The sequence below is a fragment of the Alishewanella sp. HL-SH05 genome, assembly GCF_052655985.1.
In genome coordinates this window covers 3,395,509-3,415,504 of record NZ_CP199753.1, presented here as the reverse complement: position 1 = coordinate 3,415,504, position 19,996 = coordinate 3,395,509, and the positions used below count along the sequence as shown (strand labels likewise).

The window sequence follows — 19,996 nt, the reverse complement described above, 5'->3', positions numbered from 1 at the left end:
ATATGAAAAATCAACACCCTAATTTTTGGTCAACACCTACAGGCTGGGCTGCACTGGCACTTATTGCCGCAGTGACCTACTTCTTAGTGCTTGAGCATGGTCAACATATGCTGCAATTTCTTCCCTACTTGATTTTATTGCTATGCCCCTTGATGCACGTATTTATGCATGGCAGTCATGGTAAACATGGTCACGATCATTCACATGCGCCTGATTAAAAAAGGAAGAGAGCTTTCAAGAACTCACGGATAAAAATGCAGCCTATCACGATGGCTACATACAAGGGTTAGAAAAGGCACGTAAGGAATCACATAAAAAGGAGAGCAGTGATGAATGAAACATATGATTATGGCTTATGGTCAATGGTGATACTGAACTCAGCAATTTTTATCTTTTTTGCCTTTAGTTTTGTCAAACCAAAAACATCAACTGATTGGAGAAGTCTAAGCGCGTTCTCTGCCTTTATTGTTGCCCTATTTACTGAAATGTATGGCTTTCCTTTAACTATCTATTTTCTGTCGGGGTGGCTGACGGAGACCTATCCAGAAGTAAATTTCTTTGCGCATGAGAATGGGCATTTATTACATACTTTCTTTGGATTTCAAGGTGATGCCCATTGGGACCAATTTCATATAGTGAGTATGGTGTTTATTGTTGCAGGTTTCTTTATGTTGTCTTCAGCATGGAATGTATTGCATCACGCGCAAAAACATCATCAATTGGCTACAACTGGATGGTATGCAAGGTGTCGCCACCCACAGTATGTAGCTTTCATTCTAATCATGTTCGGCTTTTTATTGCAGTGGCCGACAATCCCAACACTTGCGATGTTTCCGATCTTAGTCGTTGTTTACGTCAAGCTAGCGAAACGCGAAGAAGCACAAGCGATTGCTGAGTTTGGTTCGGAGTACCACAGGTATATGGAATCGACACCAAGTTGGATCCCAAATTTTAATAAAAGTGTAGAAGGTAAAAATCATGAAAACGTTAACTAAATCAATTTTATTTATTAGTTCACTACTGATAACCACTAGCTCATTTGCCCAAAACAATGAGCATAAACATGAAGGTGCGAACAAAGCTGATATGCATCAAGGCATGGCAATACCACATGAGAACATGGGAGAAATACACAAAAAGATGATGGAAATGAAAAAGGAAGTCCATGCCATTAAAACTGAAAAAGATCCTGAAAAGCAACAGCAGATGATGGTTGAACATCACCGTTCAATGATGAAGATGATGCAATCCATGCACAAAAACATGGAAGAAATGCCAATGCATCAACAAATCAAGATGGCTGAACATCATTTAGAAATGATGGGGAACATGATGCCGCAGATGAACCGCAAAATGGAAGAAATGAAAGATAGCAATCAACAGCATTCACACAAACATTAGGAGAAAAATTATGAGCGATTTAGATCATAGAGTTGGCGTTAGAGAGCAAAATTTAGTTGTTCGAAATCTAAAGCTTAGCAATGTCACAGAAGAAAGCTGTGACGAGTTAGTAAAAGAAATAGATCAGCTTTTTGGTATAGATGAAGTTAGTTACAACATCAAAGAAGGTGAAATACACCTTGCCTATGATGCCGCAAACGTAAGCCTTGATGGGATTGAGGAGGTAATCCGTAAGTATGGCGCAGATGTTCATGATGATTGGTGGACACATACTAAAGAAAGTTACTATAAATTTGTTGATCAGAACATCAAAGATAACTCTGTTCATAAGCCTTGGAGTTGTCATCAAGCACCTTCGGGGGCTGGCCGGAAAAACAAATGAATTCATAAAAAAGTGTATACATAATTAGTTAGTCAAATGAGGTAACAGTGATGAAAACACCCTATATAAAAGCTCTTTTATTGCTTACATTCGGTTTATATTTAGTGGGTTGTTCCAATACCACTTTTTATCATAAATACATGATGAGAGGTCAGGTAGTAGAAAGTTCTGATAATCGAACTCTAATCTGTATTGGTGCTAAGCATGGCGCAGAGGTTGGGCAAAAATACAGTGTTATTAGATTCCATGAAAGAATAGTATTGAGTGAAGGTGAAGATCCCTACACTATCGAAAAGGTAGGAACGGTACAAATTACTAAAATTGTGAATGATCATTTCGCAACTGTAAAGCTAGTGTCTGGTGACATTGCAGCGAAAGATATGGTGGAACTTGAAAACTAATAAAGTGGTGGCGAAAGCCACCACAAGAGCATAACAATAAAACTTAATGAAAAAACTTTAGTGTTATTTTGTACAACCTTTGAGATTGTTTGCTCAGCTGAGCTGGGCACCTGTTCTCCTGAGATACCCTGAAATTCCCTCCTGAAAATACACTGCTATGTGCTTGAACTTACTTTAGTCACTATCTGCTGTTCAGCAGCGCTCAGAGCTTATCTGTGTTGCAGAAGTGTAAAGTTTAGCTAAAGTAGTGACAGTAGTATCGAAATTAACTATGTTAGTGACAAGGTATGCACTTTGTCGCAGATCCAGCTAAAAATCTGCACTTTAATGCACATTAAAGTGCAGAATAGAATCTATGTCTTATCATTATCTAATGTATGTAGTCTCTAAAGAGTACACTTAAGTTAAGCTTTAATTTAATAATCAGTGATATGCTTCGCGTCTCTTATTTAGCGATCGAGGATTGCTCTTTTCTTTCGCAGACTCATTATCTTAGTGATAGTAAATGAATAAAAAAATTAAACATGAGTACCAAATCAGTATGCGCTCAGCCATGGAGGCTGAACAAGTCAATGATTTAGACAATGCGTTTAAGTCTCTTGAAAGAGCGCATATTTTAGGGCAGAGATATTTTATACCGCACATAGCGACGCACTGGCAGATGTTACGAATTGGGCTTAAACGCAATGATAATCGCGAGGTTATTGGTCAGATCGTCCGTTTGATAGCAACGGTTCCGGGTTTTATATTTGGTTGGGTTCCAAGGGGAAATCCTGGAGGCGCGAATATCTCTGCTTTAAAGCCAGTGCCCTTGCCAGCTGACTTGCAACCCTTGCTAGCTGACAGCCCCATTTGGCGGGACGTCTTAATACGCCTGACTATTTACGCGGTTATCGTTTTAATCGTATTAGCATAAACACCCATACTATTGCCAAAACGTTCTTCGCTGCAGCCCAATGCTGCAGCGAAGCAGGTTAATGATTATTCCGTTTGCTGTTTGCGGGTATCGTTTTTGTGCACCCAATGATATAACACGGGCAATACCAACAATGTCAGCAAGGTTGACGAAATAATACCGCCAATCACCACTGTCGCCAGCGGGCGCTGCACTTCAGCACCGGTGCCAATATTAATCGCCATCGGCACAAAACCGAGGCTCGCGACCAAAGCGGTCATTAGCACAGGGCGCAACCGGGTAAGCGCGCCTTCCGTTATCGCTAACAGCAAGTCACCTTTCTCACGCCAGAGATCGCGAATAAAGCTCAGCATCACCAGACCGTTCAACACCGCTACGCCTGATAAGGCGATAAAGCCAATGCCAGCAGAGATTGATAAAGGCATACCCCTCAAATACAAGGCCAACACACCACCGGTGAGCGCCAACGGCACACCGCTGAAGATAATCAACGCATCTTTAAATGACGCAAAAGCCATCACCAGAATACCTAAAATCAGCAGCAACGTAACAGGCACCACGATGCTAAGGCGCTGACTGGCGGACTCCAGCTGCTCAAAAGTACCACCATAGTCCAGCCAGTAACCGGCTGGTAATGTAACGTCACGGTTGATTTGGGCCTTTACCTCTTCTACAAAACTACCAAGGTCTCGCCCGCGCACATTCGCGGTTACCACTACCCGGCGTTTGCCATTTTCACGACTAATTTGCGCCGGCGCAGGCGACACATCTAAGGTAGCCACTTCCTGTAACGGTACAAAGTCCCCATTTGGTAATGGCACCGGCAACACCGCCAGTTTGTCCAGATCGCGACGCAGGGTTTCCGGCAAGCGCACAATCAGCTCAAAGCGTCTGTCACCTTCATACAGAATACCGGCCGACGTACCACCAATTGCCGCCGATACCCAGTCCTGTAGTTCAACCACATTCAAGCCATAACGGGCAAGCGCGGTTCGGTTGGGGATCACCGACAAGGTTGGCAAACCAGTGACTTGTTCCACTTTAGTATCCGCAGCACCTTGCACCTTGTTGACCGCTTGCAGAATTTGATTAGCGCTTGTAACCAGCTGATCTAAATCATCACCAAATACCTTAATACCCAGATCTGCCCGTACACCGGAAATCAGTTCATTAAAACGCATCTGAATAGGTTGGGTAAATTCATAGTTATTGCCAGGCAATGTCGCCAAAGCAGCTTCCATTTCAGTGACCAATTGGGCTTTGGTTTTATCCGGATTGGGCCATTCACTGCGCGGTTTTAATATCACAAAGTTGTCAGCTACATTGGGTGGCATAGGATCGGTCGCCACTTCTGCTGTACCAATTCTGGCAAACACTTTATCAACCTCAGCAAAGGTTTTGATCTTCTGCTCCAGAATTTCCTGCATTGCAACGGCTTGTTCTAAGCCGGTGCCCGGAATACGCATGGCATGTAAAGCGATATCGCCCTCATCAAGCTGAGGCACAAACTCTGCCCCCAACGTGGTCGCCAACCACAGACACACACCAACCAGAGCACTGGCCAAACCAATCACCAGCCAGCGAAATTTGAGTGCCAGCGCTAATAGCGGTGCGTACAGGGTTTTAGCGCCTCTTATGACCGCACTTTCTTTTTCACTGATTTTACCATTTAAGAACACCGCCACAGCGGCAGGCACAATGGTCAGCGACAACACCATAGCGGATAACAGGGCCATCACCACAGTCGCTGCCATAGGATGAAACATTTTACCTTCGACACCGGTCAGCGAAAAAATAGGAATATACACGATAGTAATAATGGCCACACCGAACAAACTGGGCCGGATAACCTCTGCAGTTGCCAGATACACCGTATTTAAGCGCTCTTTTAGCGGTTGGATACGGCCGTTGTGCTGTGCCTGCGCCAGGCGGCGAACCGCATTCTCGACAATAATCACCGTGCCATCAACAATTAAGCCAAAATCCAGCGCACCCAGGCTCATCAGGTTGGCAGAAACGCCGGCTTGTACCATGCCGGTAATGGTCATCAGCATTGATAGCGGGATCACCGCCGCAGTGATTAACGCTGCCCGCAGGTTACCCAGCAGGATAAACAACACTACGATCACCAATAATGCGCCTTCCAGCAGGTTTTTACTGACGGTTGCAATGGCTTTATCCACTAAGGTGGTGCGGTCATATACTGCTTCAGCAATAACACCCTCTGGCAGAGAGCTTTTGATCTGCTCCAGCTTTTGCGCCACATCCCGTGCCACTGTGCGTGAGTTTTCACCAATTAACATCATGGCTGTACCCAGCACCGCTTCTTTGCCATCCTGAGTTGCCGCACCGGTTCGCAGCTCTTTGCCAATGGCAACGTCGGCAACGTCACTCAGCTTTACCGGTATTGTGTCGTATTGCGTAATAATGACATTAGCAATGTCATCCAGAGAGGTTAACTGACCGGGCGAGCGTACCAGCAGTTGCATGCCTTCACGTTCAATATAACCAGCGCCTCTGTTGTCATTGTTGGCTTGCAGGGCCAGTTCAACATCCTTAATACTCAGGCCATAATTAAGCAGTTTCAGTGGGTCGGGTAACACATGGTATTGCTTGTTGTAGCCACCAATACTGTTTACCTCCACCACACCTTTAACCTGTGCCAGCTGAGGTTTTATTATCCAGTCCTGGATTTCCCGCAGTGCCATGGCATCGTAAGGTGAACCATTTTGTTGCAGCGCGCCCGGCTTGGCCTGCACCGTATACATAAAGATTTCACCAAGACCGGTTGAAATAGGGCCCATTTCAGGCTCTATGCCCTCAGGCAACATATCCTTGATAGCGCTTAACCGGGTGTTGATTAAATTGCGGGCAAAGTAGATGTCCGTGCCTTCTTCAAACACCACCGTTACCTGTGACAAGCCATAGCGTGACAATGAGCGGGTATAACTTAAATTGGGTAAGCCATACAGGGCAGTTTCTACCGGATAGGTAATACGCTGCTCTGCTTCAAGTGGCGAATAACCCGGTGCCGCCGTGTTTATTTGTACCTGAACGTTAGTAATATCCGGCACTGCATCAATCGGTAACTGTTGGTAGCTCCAGCTACCAATGGCAATAATCAACAATGTCAGCATTAAAAATAGATACCGCCTCGCAATAGCCAGGCGCAACATGGATTCAATCATAGTGCCCCCTTAATGATCATGCTCGGCTTCAGATTTTTCAATATCCGCTTTTAACAGATAGCTGTTTGTAGTGACATACAACTGGCCGGGCTTTAAACCGGCAATCACTTCGACATAATCCATGTCGCTACGGCCAAGCTGCAATGGGGAAAAGACATATTCGCTATTATTTTTCACGAAGACACCGCTTTTATTGTCCAGTATTTGAATGGCCGATTTTTTAACGGCAAGCTCAACGTTGAATTCACCGCTTATCACAGCACCTTCGATCAATTGCCCGGACGACAGTTTACCGTCACGGTTATCCAGCTTAACTCTGGCCAGTTGATAGGGCTGGGTTAATGATGGGATGATATGCGCAATTACGCCGTTAATCTCAGTGTCAGCGGCCATAATGACCACTTTTTGTCCTGTCGCGACAGCATCTTGTTGTGACGGGTACAGGCGAAAATCTGCCCACAGGCCGCCAAAATCAGCAATGCTAAACAGCGTCTGCTGCTGTGCGACTTCACCAACATTGGCGCTGCGCTGAATAATAACGCCGTCAATTGGCGCTTTAATGGTATAGGTATTTAAGCTCTCATTTGACTCGACAACGGCCAGTACATCGCCTGCTTTTACGCTGTCACCCAGCGAGAATTTCACCGAGGTAAGAATACCGGGAAAACGGGCATTAACATGGCTGATGCGGTTTGGATCAGCGCTAAGCTTGCCATAAACAACCTGATGTTGGCGTAATCGCTGGCTGTCAGCACGGTCTGTGACAATATTAACCGCCGTAGCCATATCATCACTAATGCGGCTGCTTAGGGTTTCGTTGTGTTCATGCTCGTCGTTTTCGTCGTGCCCTTCATGCTCATTGTGTTCTTCATGTTCTTCGTGCTCTTCATTTTTCTTAGTGTCAGATTGCGGCTTTACCGCTTGTTCTTTGGCATGGACGTGAGCTTGTTCTTGCTCATTGGCAGCCATTACTTGCATCGGCATCAGCCAGGCTGCAATAAACATTGCCAGTGTTACATGTGGTTTCATAATGCTATCTTCCTGTATGTTCTGTTTGCCACGTCGCACAGTTAATGAAGTGCGGCAGCGGGGCAATAATCTTGTCAGTTACTGCGTTACCGGCTCGGCGGTAAGCTGTTCAATCGTCGCCTGGCTCAATAGCACCGCAGTGGCGGTTTCCAGTATTTGTCTTTTTGCCTGCAACAATTCTTGCTGGGCATTAAGCCAATCCTGATAATTTGAGCGCCCGCGCTGGTATGCATCACGCGTAAGATCCAGCGCTTGTTCCAGGTTGGGGATCACGTACTGCGCCAACTGTTGGTGACTGGTAATGAATTGCTGCCGTTGCGAGTAGGCATCAAACAAGCGTTCATGCAGGATCAGTAAGCTATCCTGCTGCCGATACTCGACATTGTTTCGCTCTGCCAGCGCAGCTTCGATGGCTGCACTATTGCGACGTTCAGCAAATAATGGCACTGAGATACCAAAGGTAAGGCCTGTATCATCACTGGCCTGATAGCGTCTTACCCCTACTTGCCAACTCAGATCTGCGCGGTTTTGGCTTTGCGCCAGTCGCACTTCAGCGTCTTTTAACCGACGTTCAGAGGCAAAAATGGTTAACGCCGGCGATTGTTGCAGCCGCTGATACAGCTCGGCAAAAGGGCGGCTTTGACCAAAAGCAAACAAATTACCTGCCACAACGTTAAAGTTGGCGCTGGTATCACCCCAAAAACGTGCTATGGCTATTTTTTGCCGCTCAATGCGCTGCAACAGGGCGTCCCGCCCGATCTGAACCTGAGCCAGTTGCGCCTTTGCCCGCATGATTTCAGCATCTGACAAGGCACCGCTGGCGGCACGTTTTTCTGCGCTTTGCAGCAGGGCTTCTGAGAGCGCTACGGCCTCTTCTGTCAGTGTCAATTCCTGCTGGCTGGCCAATAGATTAATATAATTGCGGGTAAGTTCGGCCAGCACATCGAGGGTTTGCGCTTGTTGCTGCCAATCAAGAGTATTGAGCCTGGCGTCTACTACCGCAGCGCGCCACTGAGCTTTGTTATCCAGCTCTATCACGGAAGATAAGGCGACTGTCAGCTCAGCACCGGCCAGCCCTCTGGCCTCTCCGGTGCCCGCAACATTCTCAAGCTCTACACCGAGTTGATAACCGGGTTTAAGGCTTTGCAAATCACGCTCTGCAAACAGACGCTGTTGCGTAAATTTAAACTGATGCAGCTGCGGGTTGTGTTGCAGCGTTTTATCTATTGCCTGTTGTAATGTCAGTGCTTGCGGCTCTGCACGTAGCGGAAGCGCGCAAAATACCGCCGCCAGTATTGCTGGCAGCATTAGTGTCATACGCATGGGTATGCTCCTGAAAGTTAATCGTTAATAAAAAGGATAAACAAGCAGGATCAGATATTTGGCGGCGGCACCGGTGGGCGATAGCTAATGAGGTTTAACCCTGGTTGGGTAGCGGCTATAACACTGTCACGGAAGTTAAGCAGTTCCATGCCCTGAAAAAAAGCGATATAGCAGGTCACATGAGCATGATTACTGTGTTCGTCGGCATCATGCTCAGAGTTATGTTCAACGTTATGTGCAGTGACTTGCTCACTGCTTACGTCGAAAAGGGTATCTGAGTGGCAGTGTTCATGTTGCAGGTCAGTGTAGGTATGGGCATGATCGGGCAAATGCATAACTAACGCATCACAGGCCATCACGGCATGATTCAGCATAGTCAGCATAGTCAGCAACAGTAATAATAAGCCTGATGTACGACCTAACATAAATCCCTCAGTAAGTTAGCGCTATGGTAGCGCTATTGCGACTTAATAACAAGCTACGCTTTTAGCTGTAAAATCCTGCGCGCACCATTGAGTACAACTAATCCAATGATGAACCCTATTACCAGATCCGGATAGCGTGACCCGGTCCAGGTGACTAATAATCCGGCCAAAATCACCCCTGCATTTGCGATAACGTCATTTGCAGAAAAAATCCAACTGGCTTTCATATGCGCGCCGCTTTCTTTTTGTTGATGAATTAACGAAAGACAGATCACATTAGCAACCAAAGCAATAGCGCCCATAATTAACATCAACGTCGACACAGGCTCGCTACCAAACAGGTAGCGCCGTATCACCTCACTGATCACCCCTAAGGCTAAAGCCAATTGCAGCCAGCCGGCAAGCTGTGCGGCGTTTAATTGAACCTTGCTACTACGCCCGACTGCGTATAGCGCAACCCCGTATACCGCTGCATCGGCAAACATATCCAGAGAGTCAGCTATTAACCCGGTTGATTGGGCCAGCCAACCGGTCACAAACTCTACTGCAAACATCACCGCGTTAATGCCCAGCAACCACTTTAAAATTAACCCCTCACGCTGCGAACCTGATGCTGTGGATTGTCTGGCCTGCGTTACCTCTTCGGGTTTCACCGGCCCGGTCTTTGTCAGCGATGCGCCCAGCCCTAAGCTGTGCATTTTTGGTGTAATTTCATTGGCATTAACTGTGTGAAAAACGCGAACCTGCCGTTGTGGGATATCAAACTGTAACAGAACACCAGGCTCAACTGTTTCCAGCGCCATACGGATCAAACGCTCTTCGGCAGGGCAGTCCATTTTAGGCACCCTAAATTCACTAAGGTAGGCATATTTTGCATGCTTATCAGGTGCATCAACGGCGCTATTTTCACTGTTGCCCGTTTCGCTACACTTATCATTGGAACAGCATTTTGGATTCATAACCGATAAACCTTGGGTTGTTATGGAACATAGTTTAAAGTCTATAGTAACTATAGAGTCAATAGGCCGCAGCATGATAATAAAAATTGGTGAGCTGGCAAAAATCTCCGGCTGTTCTGTTCAAACTATCCGTCACTATGACAAGGAGCAGCTTCTTTCGGCGAAAATACGTAGTGATGGCAATTTTCGTCTCTATGATCAGGCCGACATCGAGCGACTGCTATTTATTAAACACTGCCGGAGTTTAGATCTGAGTTTGGCAGAAATTCGTCAGTTACTGAGTTTGAATGACTCGCCAATGTCGCAGTGTGATGATGTCAATCAGATGATTGAACAGCATATCGAACAGGTAGAACGTCGCATAGCGGATTTAACGCAGCTTAATAAACAACTAAAGGCTTTACGTCTTAGCTGCAACTTGAAGCGCACGGTAGAGCACTGTGGTATTTTAAAACAACTGAATGAAGCCGTTAGTCAAACCAACTAAGTTGTTATCAGCAATAAATAGGAGAGTCTTAATGCACCAGCACAACCATTCACATATCAAAGACGACAGCGACAACCGGATCGCTATGGCTTTTTTTCTTAATGTGGGTTTTACCCTAATTGAGTTTATCGGCGGTTGGTTAACCAACAGCACAGCAATTATGGCAGATGCAGTGCATGACCTGGGTGATAGCTTATCTATTGGCAGTGCATGGCTGTTGAACCGGCTTGGCCGAAAGTCTGCAAACCGACAATTTACTTACGGCTACCGCAGATTGTCATTGTTTGGCGCCTTAATTAACGGCTTGGTATTGATTGCCGGATCGGTTTGGGTACTGACTGAGGCAATACCGCGGCTGGCTAACCCGGTAATGCCGGTGACAGAGGGAATGCTGGCTTTAGCTGTGCTGGGTGTTGCAGTCAATGGCTTTGCCGCTTACCGCTTGAGCAAAGGAAATACACTGAATGAAAAAGTGCTGAATTGGCATTTGCTTGAAGACGTTCTTGGGTGGGTTGCAGTTTTGGTTGTGGCTATTGTGCTGCAATTTGTGGATTGGCCTATCCTTGACCCTTTGCTTTCTATTGGTTTCACCTTATTTATTTTGGTTAATGTTTTACGAAACCTCAGCACAACTGCGCGTTTATTTCTGCAAGCCGCGCCAGATAGCAAATTGCAAAATGAAATCCAAGATACTTTGCTGAAAATTGATGAGTTAGACAGCATTCATCACCTGCATCTCTGGTCGCTTGATGGTGAACATCATGTACTCACCGCACATGTGGTAACCAATGCCAGCAAGGCATTTACTGCAAACCATTATGCCGATATTAAGCTGCGTATTGCTAACGCATTGGAGCAGTTTGATTTAGCACATACCACGATAGAACTGGAGTTAACACAAGAAGATTGTCGGGATGAATTCCCGGATATGGTGCAGTGAAGTGACCGTCATTACAACGTTAGGTTTATTTATCATTACTGCAATAGCAGAAATTGTCGGTTGCTATTTGCCTTACTTGTGGCTGAAAAAAGGAGCTTCAGCCTGGGTGCTGTTACCTACTGCAATCAGTCTGGCATTATTTGCCTGGTTGTTAACGCTTCACCCAACGGCTGCTGGACGTGTTTACGCGGCTTATGGCGGAGTATACGTAACAATAGCAATAGTCTGGTTGTGGGGAGTAGATGGCATTCAACCACACCGCTGGGATCTGGCTGGCGTGGGGCTAATGCTCGCAGGCATGGCAGTGATCATGTTTGCTCCCAGATGAAGCAGACTGTACTCGGAGCATCGGTTTGAAAGTGAGTAAATGGCGAAATAATGAATTTCATAAAAAACATATTCTTAGTCATCATTATATGAGAAATTTCCCGAATCCCGGCTAACCCTCAGATCCATCCGGCTCGGCATTGGTGTTTGCTTTTTTACCCAACAAGCTGCTGGAAACGAAAAGTAAGGCACCGAGGACAATTGCAATATCAGCCAGGTTGAAGGCCGGCCAATGCCAGTCTCGCCAATAGAAATCAAAGGAATCCACAACATAGCCGCGAAAGACCCGGTCAATCAGGTTGCCCATGGCGCCACCGAGGATAAGACTGTAAGCGATGGCTTCTCCTTTATGACGATTTTCAAGGATCAGCTTGATCAGAAAAATCGAGACCACTACCGCGATTCCGATAAAAAAGTAGCGCTGCCAGCCTCCACCATTCGCAAAAAGACTGAATGCGGCACCGGTATTCCATACGTGTACCCAGTTAAAGAATGAGGTCACTGAAATAGACTCGCCATAGGCCATTGATTGTTGCACCAGCCATTTTACAGCCTGATCAGACGCTGCCAGCAGGCCCGATATGGACAATAGGGCATACGGCGAGAGCTTTTTGCCAATAATGAGCATTATTTAACCCTTCAACGCCAAAATGCGTCTGGCACCGTTAAGTACAATGCCCCCCGCGATGGTGCCGATAATCAGATCCGGATAATTGGACCCGGTCCACGCGACCAGGGCGCCGGCGGTGATGACCCCCAGGTTGATCACCACGTCGTTGGCCGAAAATATCCAGCTAGCCTTCATATGAGCTCCGCCCCCTCGATGTTTGGATACCATCAGCAGACAGGCGGTATTGGCAATCAATGCGACGAATGCGATGGCTATCATCACCAGCGATTCAGGCTCACTACCGAATACAAAGCGCCTCACGACCTCTACGAGTACGCCAACAGCCAAAACCAGTTGGACCACACCAGCAACGTGCGCAACACGGACCTGCCTTTTCACGCTATGCCCAACCGCATAAAGAGCGAGTCCGTACACTGCCGCATCAGCAAAATTGTCCAGGGACTCTGCAATGAGGCCAGTTGACTGAGCCATCAGACCGGCAGTCATTTCCACCACGAACAGAAGTGCATTGATACCGAGCAACCAGCGCAGGGTCCAGGATTCTTGCTTAGCAGAAGCTGCCGAAAACTCGGCGGCCTTGATGGTCTCCGGATTTGCAGCAACGCTTTCCTGAAGCGCGGCTCCTAGCCCCAAGGTCTTCAGTTTCGATGTGACGGGCTCGACCTCGCCGTCATGCACGACCTTCAGCCGGCGGTTCGACAAGTCGAAGGACAGCGCTCGAATCTCCTCAAAGCCGCTCAGGGCTAGGCGAATCATTCGTTCTTCTGATGGACAGTCCATCTTCGGCACGGCATAAACACTGACCCATCTCCCTGGCGCCTCGGAGGAGGCCTGTATATCGGTATCCGCTGCGGACGTTGCATCACCGCCACAGGCGCCACCACAGGATTTGCTCATGATACGACTCCACTTGAACAATGTTGTGGTACCATTTTAAACTATAAAGCTACTATAAGGTCAATAGAGTAAAGAATCCGTTGGGGAGGAGGCTGATGCGCATTGGTCAGTTGGCGCAGTTGGTAGGGGTCGAAACACAGACGATCCGCTTCTATGAACAGCAGGGCTTGTTGCCGCCGCCTGATCGGCAGGACAACGGTTACCGTGTCTATACCGAGAAGCATGGTGAGGGGCTGGCCTTCATCCGTCGCTGCAGAATCCTGGGCCTGTCACTGGCTGAGATTCACGAACTACAGAGCTATCAGGACGACCCTCATCAGCCTTGTACCGCCGTCAACGCCTTGCTCGATGATCACATCTCTCATGTGCGGTCGCAGATAACCGCTCTGCAAGCGCTTGAGAAACAACTCGTTTCACTGAGAGCGAGTTGCAACGATGACCGGGAAGTTGAGGCGTGTGGGGTTCTTGCTGGAATTAGCGAAGGAAACATGCACCAGCAGTAGGTGAAGCATCAACCAGATAATCCGATGAGATGCCGGTCTGTCTCACTCTCATGCAAAGGTAAGATCAACCATTTAATCCGCTTACCCAATATTTATAATCAATTTCCCACTAATGCAAAAAGCTGGGGAGCTGCAAGGAAAGCACTAAATTTGTTCTTAAGAGATGTTACATATAACAAGGACCTTTGCGAATACTACGATCTTTCGCGAATTAGAAAATGGCTTGAAATACCGCTTGATAGCCATGTAGCTAATGCATTGAAAAAGGAGCCAGAGGGTGTGAATTTGCCTAAATGGTGCACTATTAAAAGACTTACCCCCGAGATAAGCAGAGAGTTTCAAACTGTTGCAACACGAGTAGCTCAACGAAAACGAATAGCGCGTGTTGATTTAGATATTTATTATTGGCTCCCTTGATAAAGGTTTTATCCCCCTGAAAATTCACTAAACAAACTTACGTTTCTCATAATTTTCAGCAAACCAAGCATAACTCCTAATATTTGACTCCTTGGCTTTCTTACTGATTTCACGGCGCTTCAACGAGTCAGGCTCTTTTTGCTCATACATCACGCCACTAAATTCCTGCCGGAACATCGTCGGCAAAAGGTGGCTGTAAGTTCTGTCAATCATCTCTATACTCGTGCCGCACTGTTTAGCCAGTGCTGCGTAATCCGCTTTGCTTTTTAGGTTCCAAGTAATATAAGAATGGCGAAGTGAGTACAGGGTACGCTCACCATATGGGCTTTGCCTTAGGTTCAGCTTTTCCAGAACATAGGTGAATTTCTTGCTGAGACTTTTAGCACTAGAGCCGTCAGCAAGCACGAATACCAAGTCATCTGCTTTTCGGTCTGGAAAGCGTTCTACTAACTGCTCTAGGTTAGCCACAAAATCGCTTCGTACCACAACTTGCCGAGTACCGGTATATAAAGTAGTTTTGCCTTTACGAACGGCTACGGTGATTTCTGGTACACCATCTGCCAATCTAAAGCTGATATCGCGCCACTGTACGTGTTCAATCTCTGTGCCTGGCCTCATACCCGTTGCCAGCGCAAAGTCGATGTAGTCTTCCATCAGCTCAAGAAGCATTTTGCTTTTCTTGTTTTTAGTCCGTTGCATCTCGTCAGTAATAAAGTCAGAGATTTTGCGATACTCTTCCCATGTGAAAGCGGCACGACGTTCTTGCCGTTTGCCGTCAGTTTCAAAAGCTGGAATATGGTATTTGGTGATTTGGCCTTTTCTTAATGCCTTGTCGTAAATTTTACTGAGTGCAGCATTGTGGCTTTGTAAAGTAGATTTTGATGGTTGCCGGCCAAACTTCACTTCGCGCCAACGATGGAAGTTGTCCATATCAGACTGCGTGATTTGGTCTATGCGCTGGTCTTTGAAAAATGGGATATGGTAGTTCAGCAGAATGCCTTTGTAGATTGAGTTATTCTTCTTTGAAACGCCTTTATCAATCAACGCCTCAAGATCAGCAATGACCTCATTCGCAAGTGCGGTAAACGGTTGAGCACCAGCCGCAATACCAAGTTTTATCTCTGCTCGACGCTTGTACATTGCATCAATTGCTACAACTTTCGCTTTTTCTAACTCGGTCTCGCCGGTCGAAAAGGTAACGTGCTTTTTATCGACTTTAAAGCGGGCGTACCAGCGCTTTGAATTGGTCTGAGTATAAAGGTATAACCCCTCCATTACTGCAACTCGTTCCTGATACGCCAACGCTGCCTCCTGCTAGATATAGCCTCGATGCTTATAGTTGTATGCCCATTCGTCCATGCGTTGCCGTAACTGCTGATCGTAAGTTACGTCTTCAAACTGCCGAACGACTCTCTCTTTGGTTTCCAGCTCAATCCCGGACAATTGCCGACCGAACATTCTCGGGATGACGTGGCTATAATGTTGCTCAATCATTTGAATGCCAGTGCCACACTGCCGCGCTAACACATCAATACTGACGTTTTGTGCTGCCAGTTCCCACGTAATGTAGCTGTGCCTTAGCGAATATAAACTTCTTTGCCCATATTGTGAATTCTTCAACTCAATCAATTCTAAAGCATTATCGAAATGTCTGTTCATTTCCTTAGAGGTTGAGCCATCAGAGAGACGGAACAGCTGCTCAGTACCAACTCGATCAGGGAAACGGTCTGATAGTCGGTTCAGCACTTTGACTATTGCTGCTTTACACACGATCTCGCGGGTGCCGGTATATTTTGTCGTCTTGCCCTTCCTCACAGTGACATAAAACCGTATCTGCGAGTCATCCCGTTCAGGGTGTAAATCAGCCCATGTTAGATTATCCATTTCTGAGCCAGGCCGCATGCCAGTCAGAATAGCAAAATCCATGTAGTCTATAAGTAACTCGCGGAGTTGGCGGGTTTTCTCCCGTCTGCCTTCCTTGGCCATCTGTACTACTTGTTCTCTTACTCGCGCATATTCATCTACCGTGAATGCGGCACGCCTTGAACCACTAGCGCCTTTGTTTTCCAGAGTCGGTACTTGAGATATCAGCATGTACTTACGTTTGACCGCAAAATCGAATACCATTTGCATTGCTGAGTTGTGGTTTTGGATCGTGGATTTAGCCGGTATCCTGCCTAACTCTTTGACACGCCACACGTCAAAATCGTCAAGTTGATCTGCATCGATACGCGTAATGTGGGTGTCACCAAAGAAAGGGATATGGTATTTATTGAGTGCACCAATATAGTCATCATAGATGACTTTTCCGGTGCCTGTTGCCATTGCTACTCTCATTTGGTGGATGACTTTTTCGGCAATATACGAGAAGCGCTTAGATTCGATTACAAAATTATTCGTCTCAAAGCGGATCTCATATTCGATTAGGAGGCGGTGAGCTTTTGCGATTGCCTCTGGTAAGTCACGGGTTTTGGTAGAACGGGACAGGTAGACGTTTTTGATTTTTAACCGAGCAATCCAGTTGTAACAGTTAGATTGCTTGTGGATTTGAAGGTTAGGTGTAAGCTGGTGTTTTTCAAGGATTTTTGCCATAACTAGACTCCTGAAATCGAAACACCTTTTGTGAAGTTTTCATAAAGGTGGAGGATTTTCTCTGTTAAGCTATTGAATTAATAGCATCAAGAGTCTACAAGTGTTTCATTCAAAATCCGCCGGGGGAAACTCCGTGTCGGTTCGAGTCCGACCCTAGGCACCAAATTTAAAGAAACCGCCTTTATCGGCGGTTTTTTGTTTTAAGCGCTTCGCTTTAAATTTTTTTACAGAAAGCAAAAAGCCCTGATAAGTCAGGGCTTTTTCTGTTCTTTAGTTAGTTCAAGCCACGTTTTGGGCTTTTAATAGCTCGCTTTGAACTTGGCTACTGCTGTTGCCGATACTGATTTTACGCGGCTTTAACGCTTCGGGTACTTCGCGTACTAGCTCGATATGCAGCAAGCCATGCGCCATGTGAGCGCCGGTTACCTTAATGTAATCGGATAATTGAAATTTACGCTCAAAGTTACGCTCGGCGATGCCTTGATGCACAAAGCGACGGCCTTCTTCTTTACCGGCTTTTTGCCCTTTAACCAGTAACGTATTATGTTCGGTTTCAATACTCATTTCTTGCTCGTCGAAGCCTGCTACCGCCATCGTGATGCGGTACTGATCTTCGCCGGTAATTTCAATATTGTAAGGTGGGTAGGCAGGCTGCTTTTCATTGCGCGCTGCGGCATCCATTAAATTCGCTAAGTGATCAAAGCCAATAAATGAACGGTAAAATGGTGCTAAGTCGATGTTTGTCATAACCAATTCCTCTTCAGCAAACAGGTAGTTTTTTTGCCCTTCAATTGAACGGGCGTTAGGGTTAACAGCACAGCGGCTGTCGGATTCATTAAAGGTGCCGTATCCGGCCACCTTAAATACTTAATAAGGTCGGCTTGTATGATTTCAAGCGATGTTGCAGATCTTTTTCATAACACTTAACTTGTCATGCGTGCGTTGTGCGCATAATATAAGTGTAACGTGCATGCATAATGAGGATTTAGTGATGAATGTTACCTTAGGTCATGAATTTGAAAAACGTATCAATGAGAAAATTTCGTCTGGTTTATATACTTCAGCCAGTGAAGTTATTAGAGATGGTTTGAGATTATTGTTTGAAAAGGATATCGCAAAGCAGCAGCAGCTTGAAATTTTACGGCAAGAAGTGACTCGGGGTTTTGAGCAATTATCAGCAGGGAAACATTCCGCTCGCAATGCCTTGGATATTTTCGATGAAGTCAGCAGGGATATTGATGGTTAGTTATAAGCTATCTTCTTTTGCTGAGTCTGATATTAAAGAAATTGCAGCAAAAACGATAGACGCTTGGGGTAAGCAGCAAGCAAGGTTGTATGCAGAAAACTTGCATAACACAATGCTTATGCTTGCCAATAACCCTGCTTTAGGGCGGATGCGCGATGACATATTCGCTGGTACAAGGAGTTTTCCTTCAGGCAAGCATGTCATTTTTTATAAGCCCTGCAAAGGTGGCATTGACGTTGCTAGAGTATTACATCAGCGCATGGATATACTCAGCCAGCTTGATGAATAATATATAAATAGTCCAATCTGTTTTAAGCAAACTATTCTTAAATTGTTTAGAAAATTTGCTGTATTAGTAGTGGTTTACCTCATCAGCTGCTAGCCTTAGCCAAGCTGATTAATCTTCAGGATCTACCATGCTACTTCGAATGCTTTTTTTAGCCTTGTTAATGCCGGCGGTTTTGGCACAAACGACACCACTGCCTCAAAGGCCTGTGTTGATGCTACAACCACAATTGGCTGAGATTATTGCTGAAGATGCCACTTTAGAAATATTGGCCGAAGGCTTTAGCTGGTCAGAAGGGCCGATTGCCGAGCCGGGTAGTGGCGATATTTTGTTTTCTGATGTGCCTGAAAATAAAGTGTACCGTTGGAATGAACACGCCGGCTTAACATTGTTTTTGCAGCCATCGGGTTATACCGGGTTGCATCCAGAGAATAACCGGCAGCAGGGGGCTAATGGTCTGATTTTTAATGCGGATAAGCAGCTTGTTATCGCGCAGCATGGTGATCGCCGTTTAGCGCTCTTTACTGGGATGCAAGAGGGCGTGCCGCAATATCAAACACTGGCGATGCGTTACAACGATAAGTTATTTAGCAGCCCGAATGATGTCGTACAACACAGTAGCGGAGCCTACTATTTTACTGACCCGCCATACGGTTTAGCCGGTGGTGACGCTTCGCCAGACAAACAGCAACCTGTAAATGGTGTTTATCGGTTGGCACCCGATGGCACAGTGACATTATTGGTTACGCAATTAACTCGGCCGAATGGCTTAGCGTTTTCCGCAGATGGTAAATGGTTGTACGTAGCCAACTCTGATCGCGCCGCCGCACAGTGGTGGCGTTATCCGTTACAAGTCGATGGCAGTGTGGCTGAAGGTGAGCTATTCCTGGATGCCACCGCACAGGCACAGCAACAGCGCGGCTTACCCGATGGTTTGAAAGTATTACCATCAGGTGTGCTCTTGGCCACGGGGCCGGGGGGTGTTTGGGTGATTTCACCTGATGGCGCACATTTAGGTACTATTCAAACCGGTGTCGCCTCTGCCAATGTGGCATTAAGTGCCGATAACCGCTGGTTATACATTACTGCCACCCATTATTTACTGCGTATAGCGCTAAAACCGCAGTAGCTAAACACAGAAATTGATTTTGGTTAAGGTTACTCCCCCACAAACATTGATTGTTAGCTAAACTGAATAACGTAGTGAGGCTCTGGAGTTCAACATGACATTTATCAACGACTTGTTTAACGGTAGCTTTATGCCGCACGGTCATTGTTTGCTATGGCGTACAGATTTATTGATTTTGCATGTCGGCGGCGATGTGATGACCTTTGTAGCCTATATGCTGATCCCTTTGGCATTGCTTCGGTTGGTTAAAATGCGTGAAGACTTAAAGTTTAGTTGGATCGTGTTGATGTTTTCTTGTTTTATATTTTTTTGCGGTGCGACTCATTTTTTGGGCGTCGTTAATGTTTGGCATGGTTACTACTATATTCACGGCATTATGAAAACATTAACGGGCATGATCTCAATTGCAACGGCCATTATGCTGTGGCATTTATTGCCTTATGCGATAGCGATGCCGAGTAAGCGCAATCTCGAAGAAAAAATTATTGCTTTAACCCTTGCCGAAAAAAATTAGCAC

23 protein-coding genes and 1 pseudogene are annotated in these 19,996 nt (G+C 46.1%); 14 read left to right on the top strand and 10 right to left on the bottom strand.

The genetic code is table 11. From position 1 onward, the window contains the following. Nucleotides 1–2: 2 nt before the first annotated feature. From ACUJFL_RS15665 to ACUJFL_RS15640, 6 genes and pseudogenes are all read left to right on the top strand, one after another. Nucleotides 3–337 (top strand): annotated as a pseudogene (locus ACUJFL_RS15665) (DUF2933 domain-containing protein). Beyond that, nucleotides 330–995, top strand: coding sequence for a methyltransferase family protein (locus ACUJFL_RS15660; RefSeq protein WP_445427950.1), 666 nt, complete (start codon nucleotides 330–332; stop codon nucleotides 993–995). Before ACUJFL_RS15665 ends, ACUJFL_RS15660 begins: the two are co-directional and overlap by 8 nt. Beyond that, nucleotides 979–1,401: a hypothetical protein gene (locus tag ACUJFL_RS15655; protein WP_445427949.1), complete on the top strand. Its 423-nt coding sequence runs from the start codon at nucleotides 979–981 to the stop codon at nucleotides 1,399–1,401. The genes ACUJFL_RS15660 and ACUJFL_RS15655 overlap by 17 nt, the downstream gene beginning before the upstream one ends. Before the next feature lie 10 nt (nucleotides 1,402–1,411). Beyond that, nucleotides 1,412–1,783: a hypothetical protein gene (locus ACUJFL_RS15650; RefSeq protein ID WP_019677951.1), complete on the top strand. Its 372-nt coding sequence runs from the start codon at nucleotides 1,412–1,414 to the stop codon at nucleotides 1,781–1,783. Between the two features lie 50 nt (nucleotides 1,784–1,833). Beyond that, complete coding sequence (locus tag ACUJFL_RS15645) at nucleotides 1,834–2,184, top strand: hypothetical protein (RefSeq protein WP_004589646.1); 351 nt, start codon at nucleotides 1,834–1,836, stop codon at nucleotides 2,182–2,184. 505 nt (nucleotides 2,185–2,689) lie between these two features. Then, the gene (locus ACUJFL_RS15640; RefSeq protein WP_008985542.1) at nucleotides 2,690–3,100 is read left to right on the top strand and encodes a DUF3703 domain-containing protein; all 411 of its coding nucleotides are present in this window, start codon (nucleotides 2,690–2,692) and stop codon (nucleotides 3,098–3,100) included. A 65-nt stretch (nucleotides 3,101–3,165) separates the two neighbouring features. Here ACUJFL_RS15640 and ACUJFL_RS15635 read toward each other — a convergent pair whose 3' ends face one another. From ACUJFL_RS15635 to ACUJFL_RS15615, 5 genes are all read right to left on the bottom strand, one after another. Further along, nucleotides 3,166–6,288, bottom strand: a complete 3,123-nt coding sequence (locus ACUJFL_RS15635; RefSeq protein WP_445427948.1) for an efflux RND transporter permease subunit — start codon at nucleotides 6,286–6,288, stop codon at nucleotides 3,166–3,168. Between the two features lie 9 nt (nucleotides 6,289–6,297). Beyond that, entirely contained in the window at nucleotides 6,298–7,317 is a 1,020-nt protein-coding gene (locus tag ACUJFL_RS15630) for an efflux RND transporter periplasmic adaptor subunit (protein ID WP_092792993.1), read from the bottom strand. Between the two features lie 78 nt (nucleotides 7,318–7,395). Next, a complete protein-coding gene (locus ACUJFL_RS15625; RefSeq protein WP_445427947.1) occupies nucleotides 7,396–8,640 on the bottom strand; it encodes a TolC family protein in 1,245 nt (414 codons plus the stop codon). A 50-nt stretch (nucleotides 8,641–8,690) separates the two neighbouring features. Next, complete coding sequence (locus ACUJFL_RS15620; RefSeq protein WP_445427946.1) at nucleotides 8,691–9,065, bottom strand: cobalt transporter; 375 nt, start codon at nucleotides 9,063–9,065, stop codon at nucleotides 8,691–8,693. Between the two features lie 53 nt (nucleotides 9,066–9,118). Further along, the gene (locus tag ACUJFL_RS15615) at nucleotides 9,119–10,024 is read right to left on the bottom strand and encodes a cation transporter (protein ID WP_445427945.1); all 906 of its coding nucleotides are present in this window, start codon (nucleotides 10,022–10,024) and stop codon (nucleotides 9,119–9,121) included. Between the two features lie 73 nt (nucleotides 10,025–10,097). On the opposite strand from ACUJFL_RS15615, the gene cadR (ACUJFL_RS15610) reads away from it, so the two are divergent. The 3 genes from cadR (ACUJFL_RS15610) to ACUJFL_RS15600 are packed head-to-tail and all read left to right on the top strand — an operon-like array spanning nucleotide 10,098 to nucleotide 11,779. Continuing rightward, nucleotides 10,098–10,511, top strand: a complete 414-nt coding sequence (gene cadR / locus ACUJFL_RS15610) for a Cd(II)/Pb(II)-responsive transcriptional regulator (protein ID WP_286957289.1) — start codon at nucleotides 10,098–10,100, stop codon at nucleotides 10,509–10,511. Nucleotides 10,512–10,542: 31 nt separating this feature from the next. Continuing rightward, nucleotides 10,543–11,451 carry a cation diffusion facilitator family transporter gene (locus ACUJFL_RS15605; RefSeq protein WP_011918390.1) on the top strand — a complete coding sequence of 303 codons (909 nt, stop codon included), beginning with the start codon at nucleotides 10,543–10,545 and terminating at the stop codon, nucleotides 11,449–11,451. Continuing rightward, nucleotides 11,426–11,779 (top strand): YnfA family protein, encoded by a 354-nt coding sequence (locus ACUJFL_RS15600; RefSeq protein WP_011918391.1) that lies wholly within the window; start codon nucleotides 11,426–11,428, stop codon nucleotides 11,777–11,779. The genes ACUJFL_RS15605 and ACUJFL_RS15600 overlap by 26 nt, the downstream gene beginning before the upstream one ends. A gap of 111 nt (nucleotides 11,780–11,890) precedes the next feature. Here ACUJFL_RS15600 and lspA read toward each other — a convergent pair whose 3' ends face one another. Both lspA and ACUJFL_RS15590 read right to left on the bottom strand, forming a co-directional pair. Beyond that, a complete protein-coding gene (gene lspA, locus ACUJFL_RS15595) occupies nucleotides 11,891–12,406 on the bottom strand; it encodes a signal peptidase II (protein ID WP_445427944.1) in 516 nt (171 codons plus the stop codon). Between the two features lie 3 nt (nucleotides 12,407–12,409). Beyond that, entirely contained in the window at nucleotides 12,410–13,306 is an 897-nt protein-coding gene (locus ACUJFL_RS15590) for a cation transporter (RefSeq protein ID WP_445427943.1), read from the bottom strand. Between the two features lie 95 nt (nucleotides 13,307–13,401). Here ACUJFL_RS15590 and cadR (ACUJFL_RS15585) point away from each other — a divergent pair, with 95 nt between their 5' ends. After that, a complete protein-coding gene (gene cadR / locus ACUJFL_RS15585) occupies nucleotides 13,402–13,809 on the top strand; it encodes a Cd(II)/Pb(II)-responsive transcriptional regulator (protein ID WP_004364961.1) in 408 nt (135 codons plus the stop codon). Between the two features lie 444 nt (nucleotides 13,810–14,253). Here cadR (ACUJFL_RS15585) and ACUJFL_RS15580 read toward each other — a convergent pair whose 3' ends face one another. From ACUJFL_RS15580 to ACUJFL_RS15570, 3 genes are all read right to left on the bottom strand, one after another. Beyond that, nucleotides 14,254–15,528, bottom strand: a complete 1,275-nt coding sequence (locus tag ACUJFL_RS15580; protein WP_134057841.1) for a tyrosine-type recombinase/integrase — start codon at nucleotides 15,526–15,528, stop codon at nucleotides 14,254–14,256. 12 nt (nucleotides 15,529–15,540) lie between these two features. Next, nucleotides 15,541–16,818, bottom strand: a complete 1,278-nt coding sequence (locus ACUJFL_RS15575) for a tyrosine-type recombinase/integrase (protein ID WP_445427942.1) — start codon at nucleotides 16,816–16,818, stop codon at nucleotides 15,541–15,543. 279 nt (nucleotides 16,819–17,097) lie between these two features. Next, nucleotides 17,098–17,565, bottom strand: a complete 468-nt coding sequence (locus ACUJFL_RS15570) for an Hsp20 family protein (protein ID WP_445425455.1) — start codon at nucleotides 17,563–17,565, stop codon at nucleotides 17,098–17,100. 244 nt (nucleotides 17,566–17,809) lie between these two features. Between ACUJFL_RS15570 and ACUJFL_RS15565 the strand changes: the two genes are divergently transcribed. From ACUJFL_RS15565 to ACUJFL_RS15550, 4 genes are all read left to right on the top strand, one after another. Next, nucleotides 17,810–18,064, top strand: coding sequence for a type II toxin-antitoxin system ParD family antitoxin (locus tag ACUJFL_RS15565; protein WP_445425454.1), 255 nt, complete (start codon nucleotides 17,810–17,812; stop codon nucleotides 18,062–18,064). Continuing rightward, nucleotides 18,057–18,353 (top strand): type II toxin-antitoxin system RelE/ParE family toxin, encoded by a 297-nt coding sequence (locus ACUJFL_RS15560; RefSeq protein ID WP_445425453.1) that lies wholly within the window; start codon nucleotides 18,057–18,059, stop codon nucleotides 18,351–18,353. Before ACUJFL_RS15565 ends, ACUJFL_RS15560 begins: the two co-directional genes overlap by 8 nt. Nucleotides 18,354–18,480: 127 nt before the next feature. After that, entirely contained in the window at nucleotides 18,481–19,479 is a 999-nt protein-coding gene (locus ACUJFL_RS15555; protein ID WP_445427941.1) for an SMP-30/gluconolactonase/LRE family protein, read from the top strand. Nucleotides 19,480–19,573: 94 nt separating this feature from the next. Next, a complete protein-coding gene (locus ACUJFL_RS15550) occupies nucleotides 19,574–19,993 on the top strand; it encodes a hypothetical protein (protein ID WP_445427940.1) in 420 nt (139 codons plus the stop codon). Nucleotides 19,994–19,996: the final 3 nt, after the last annotated feature.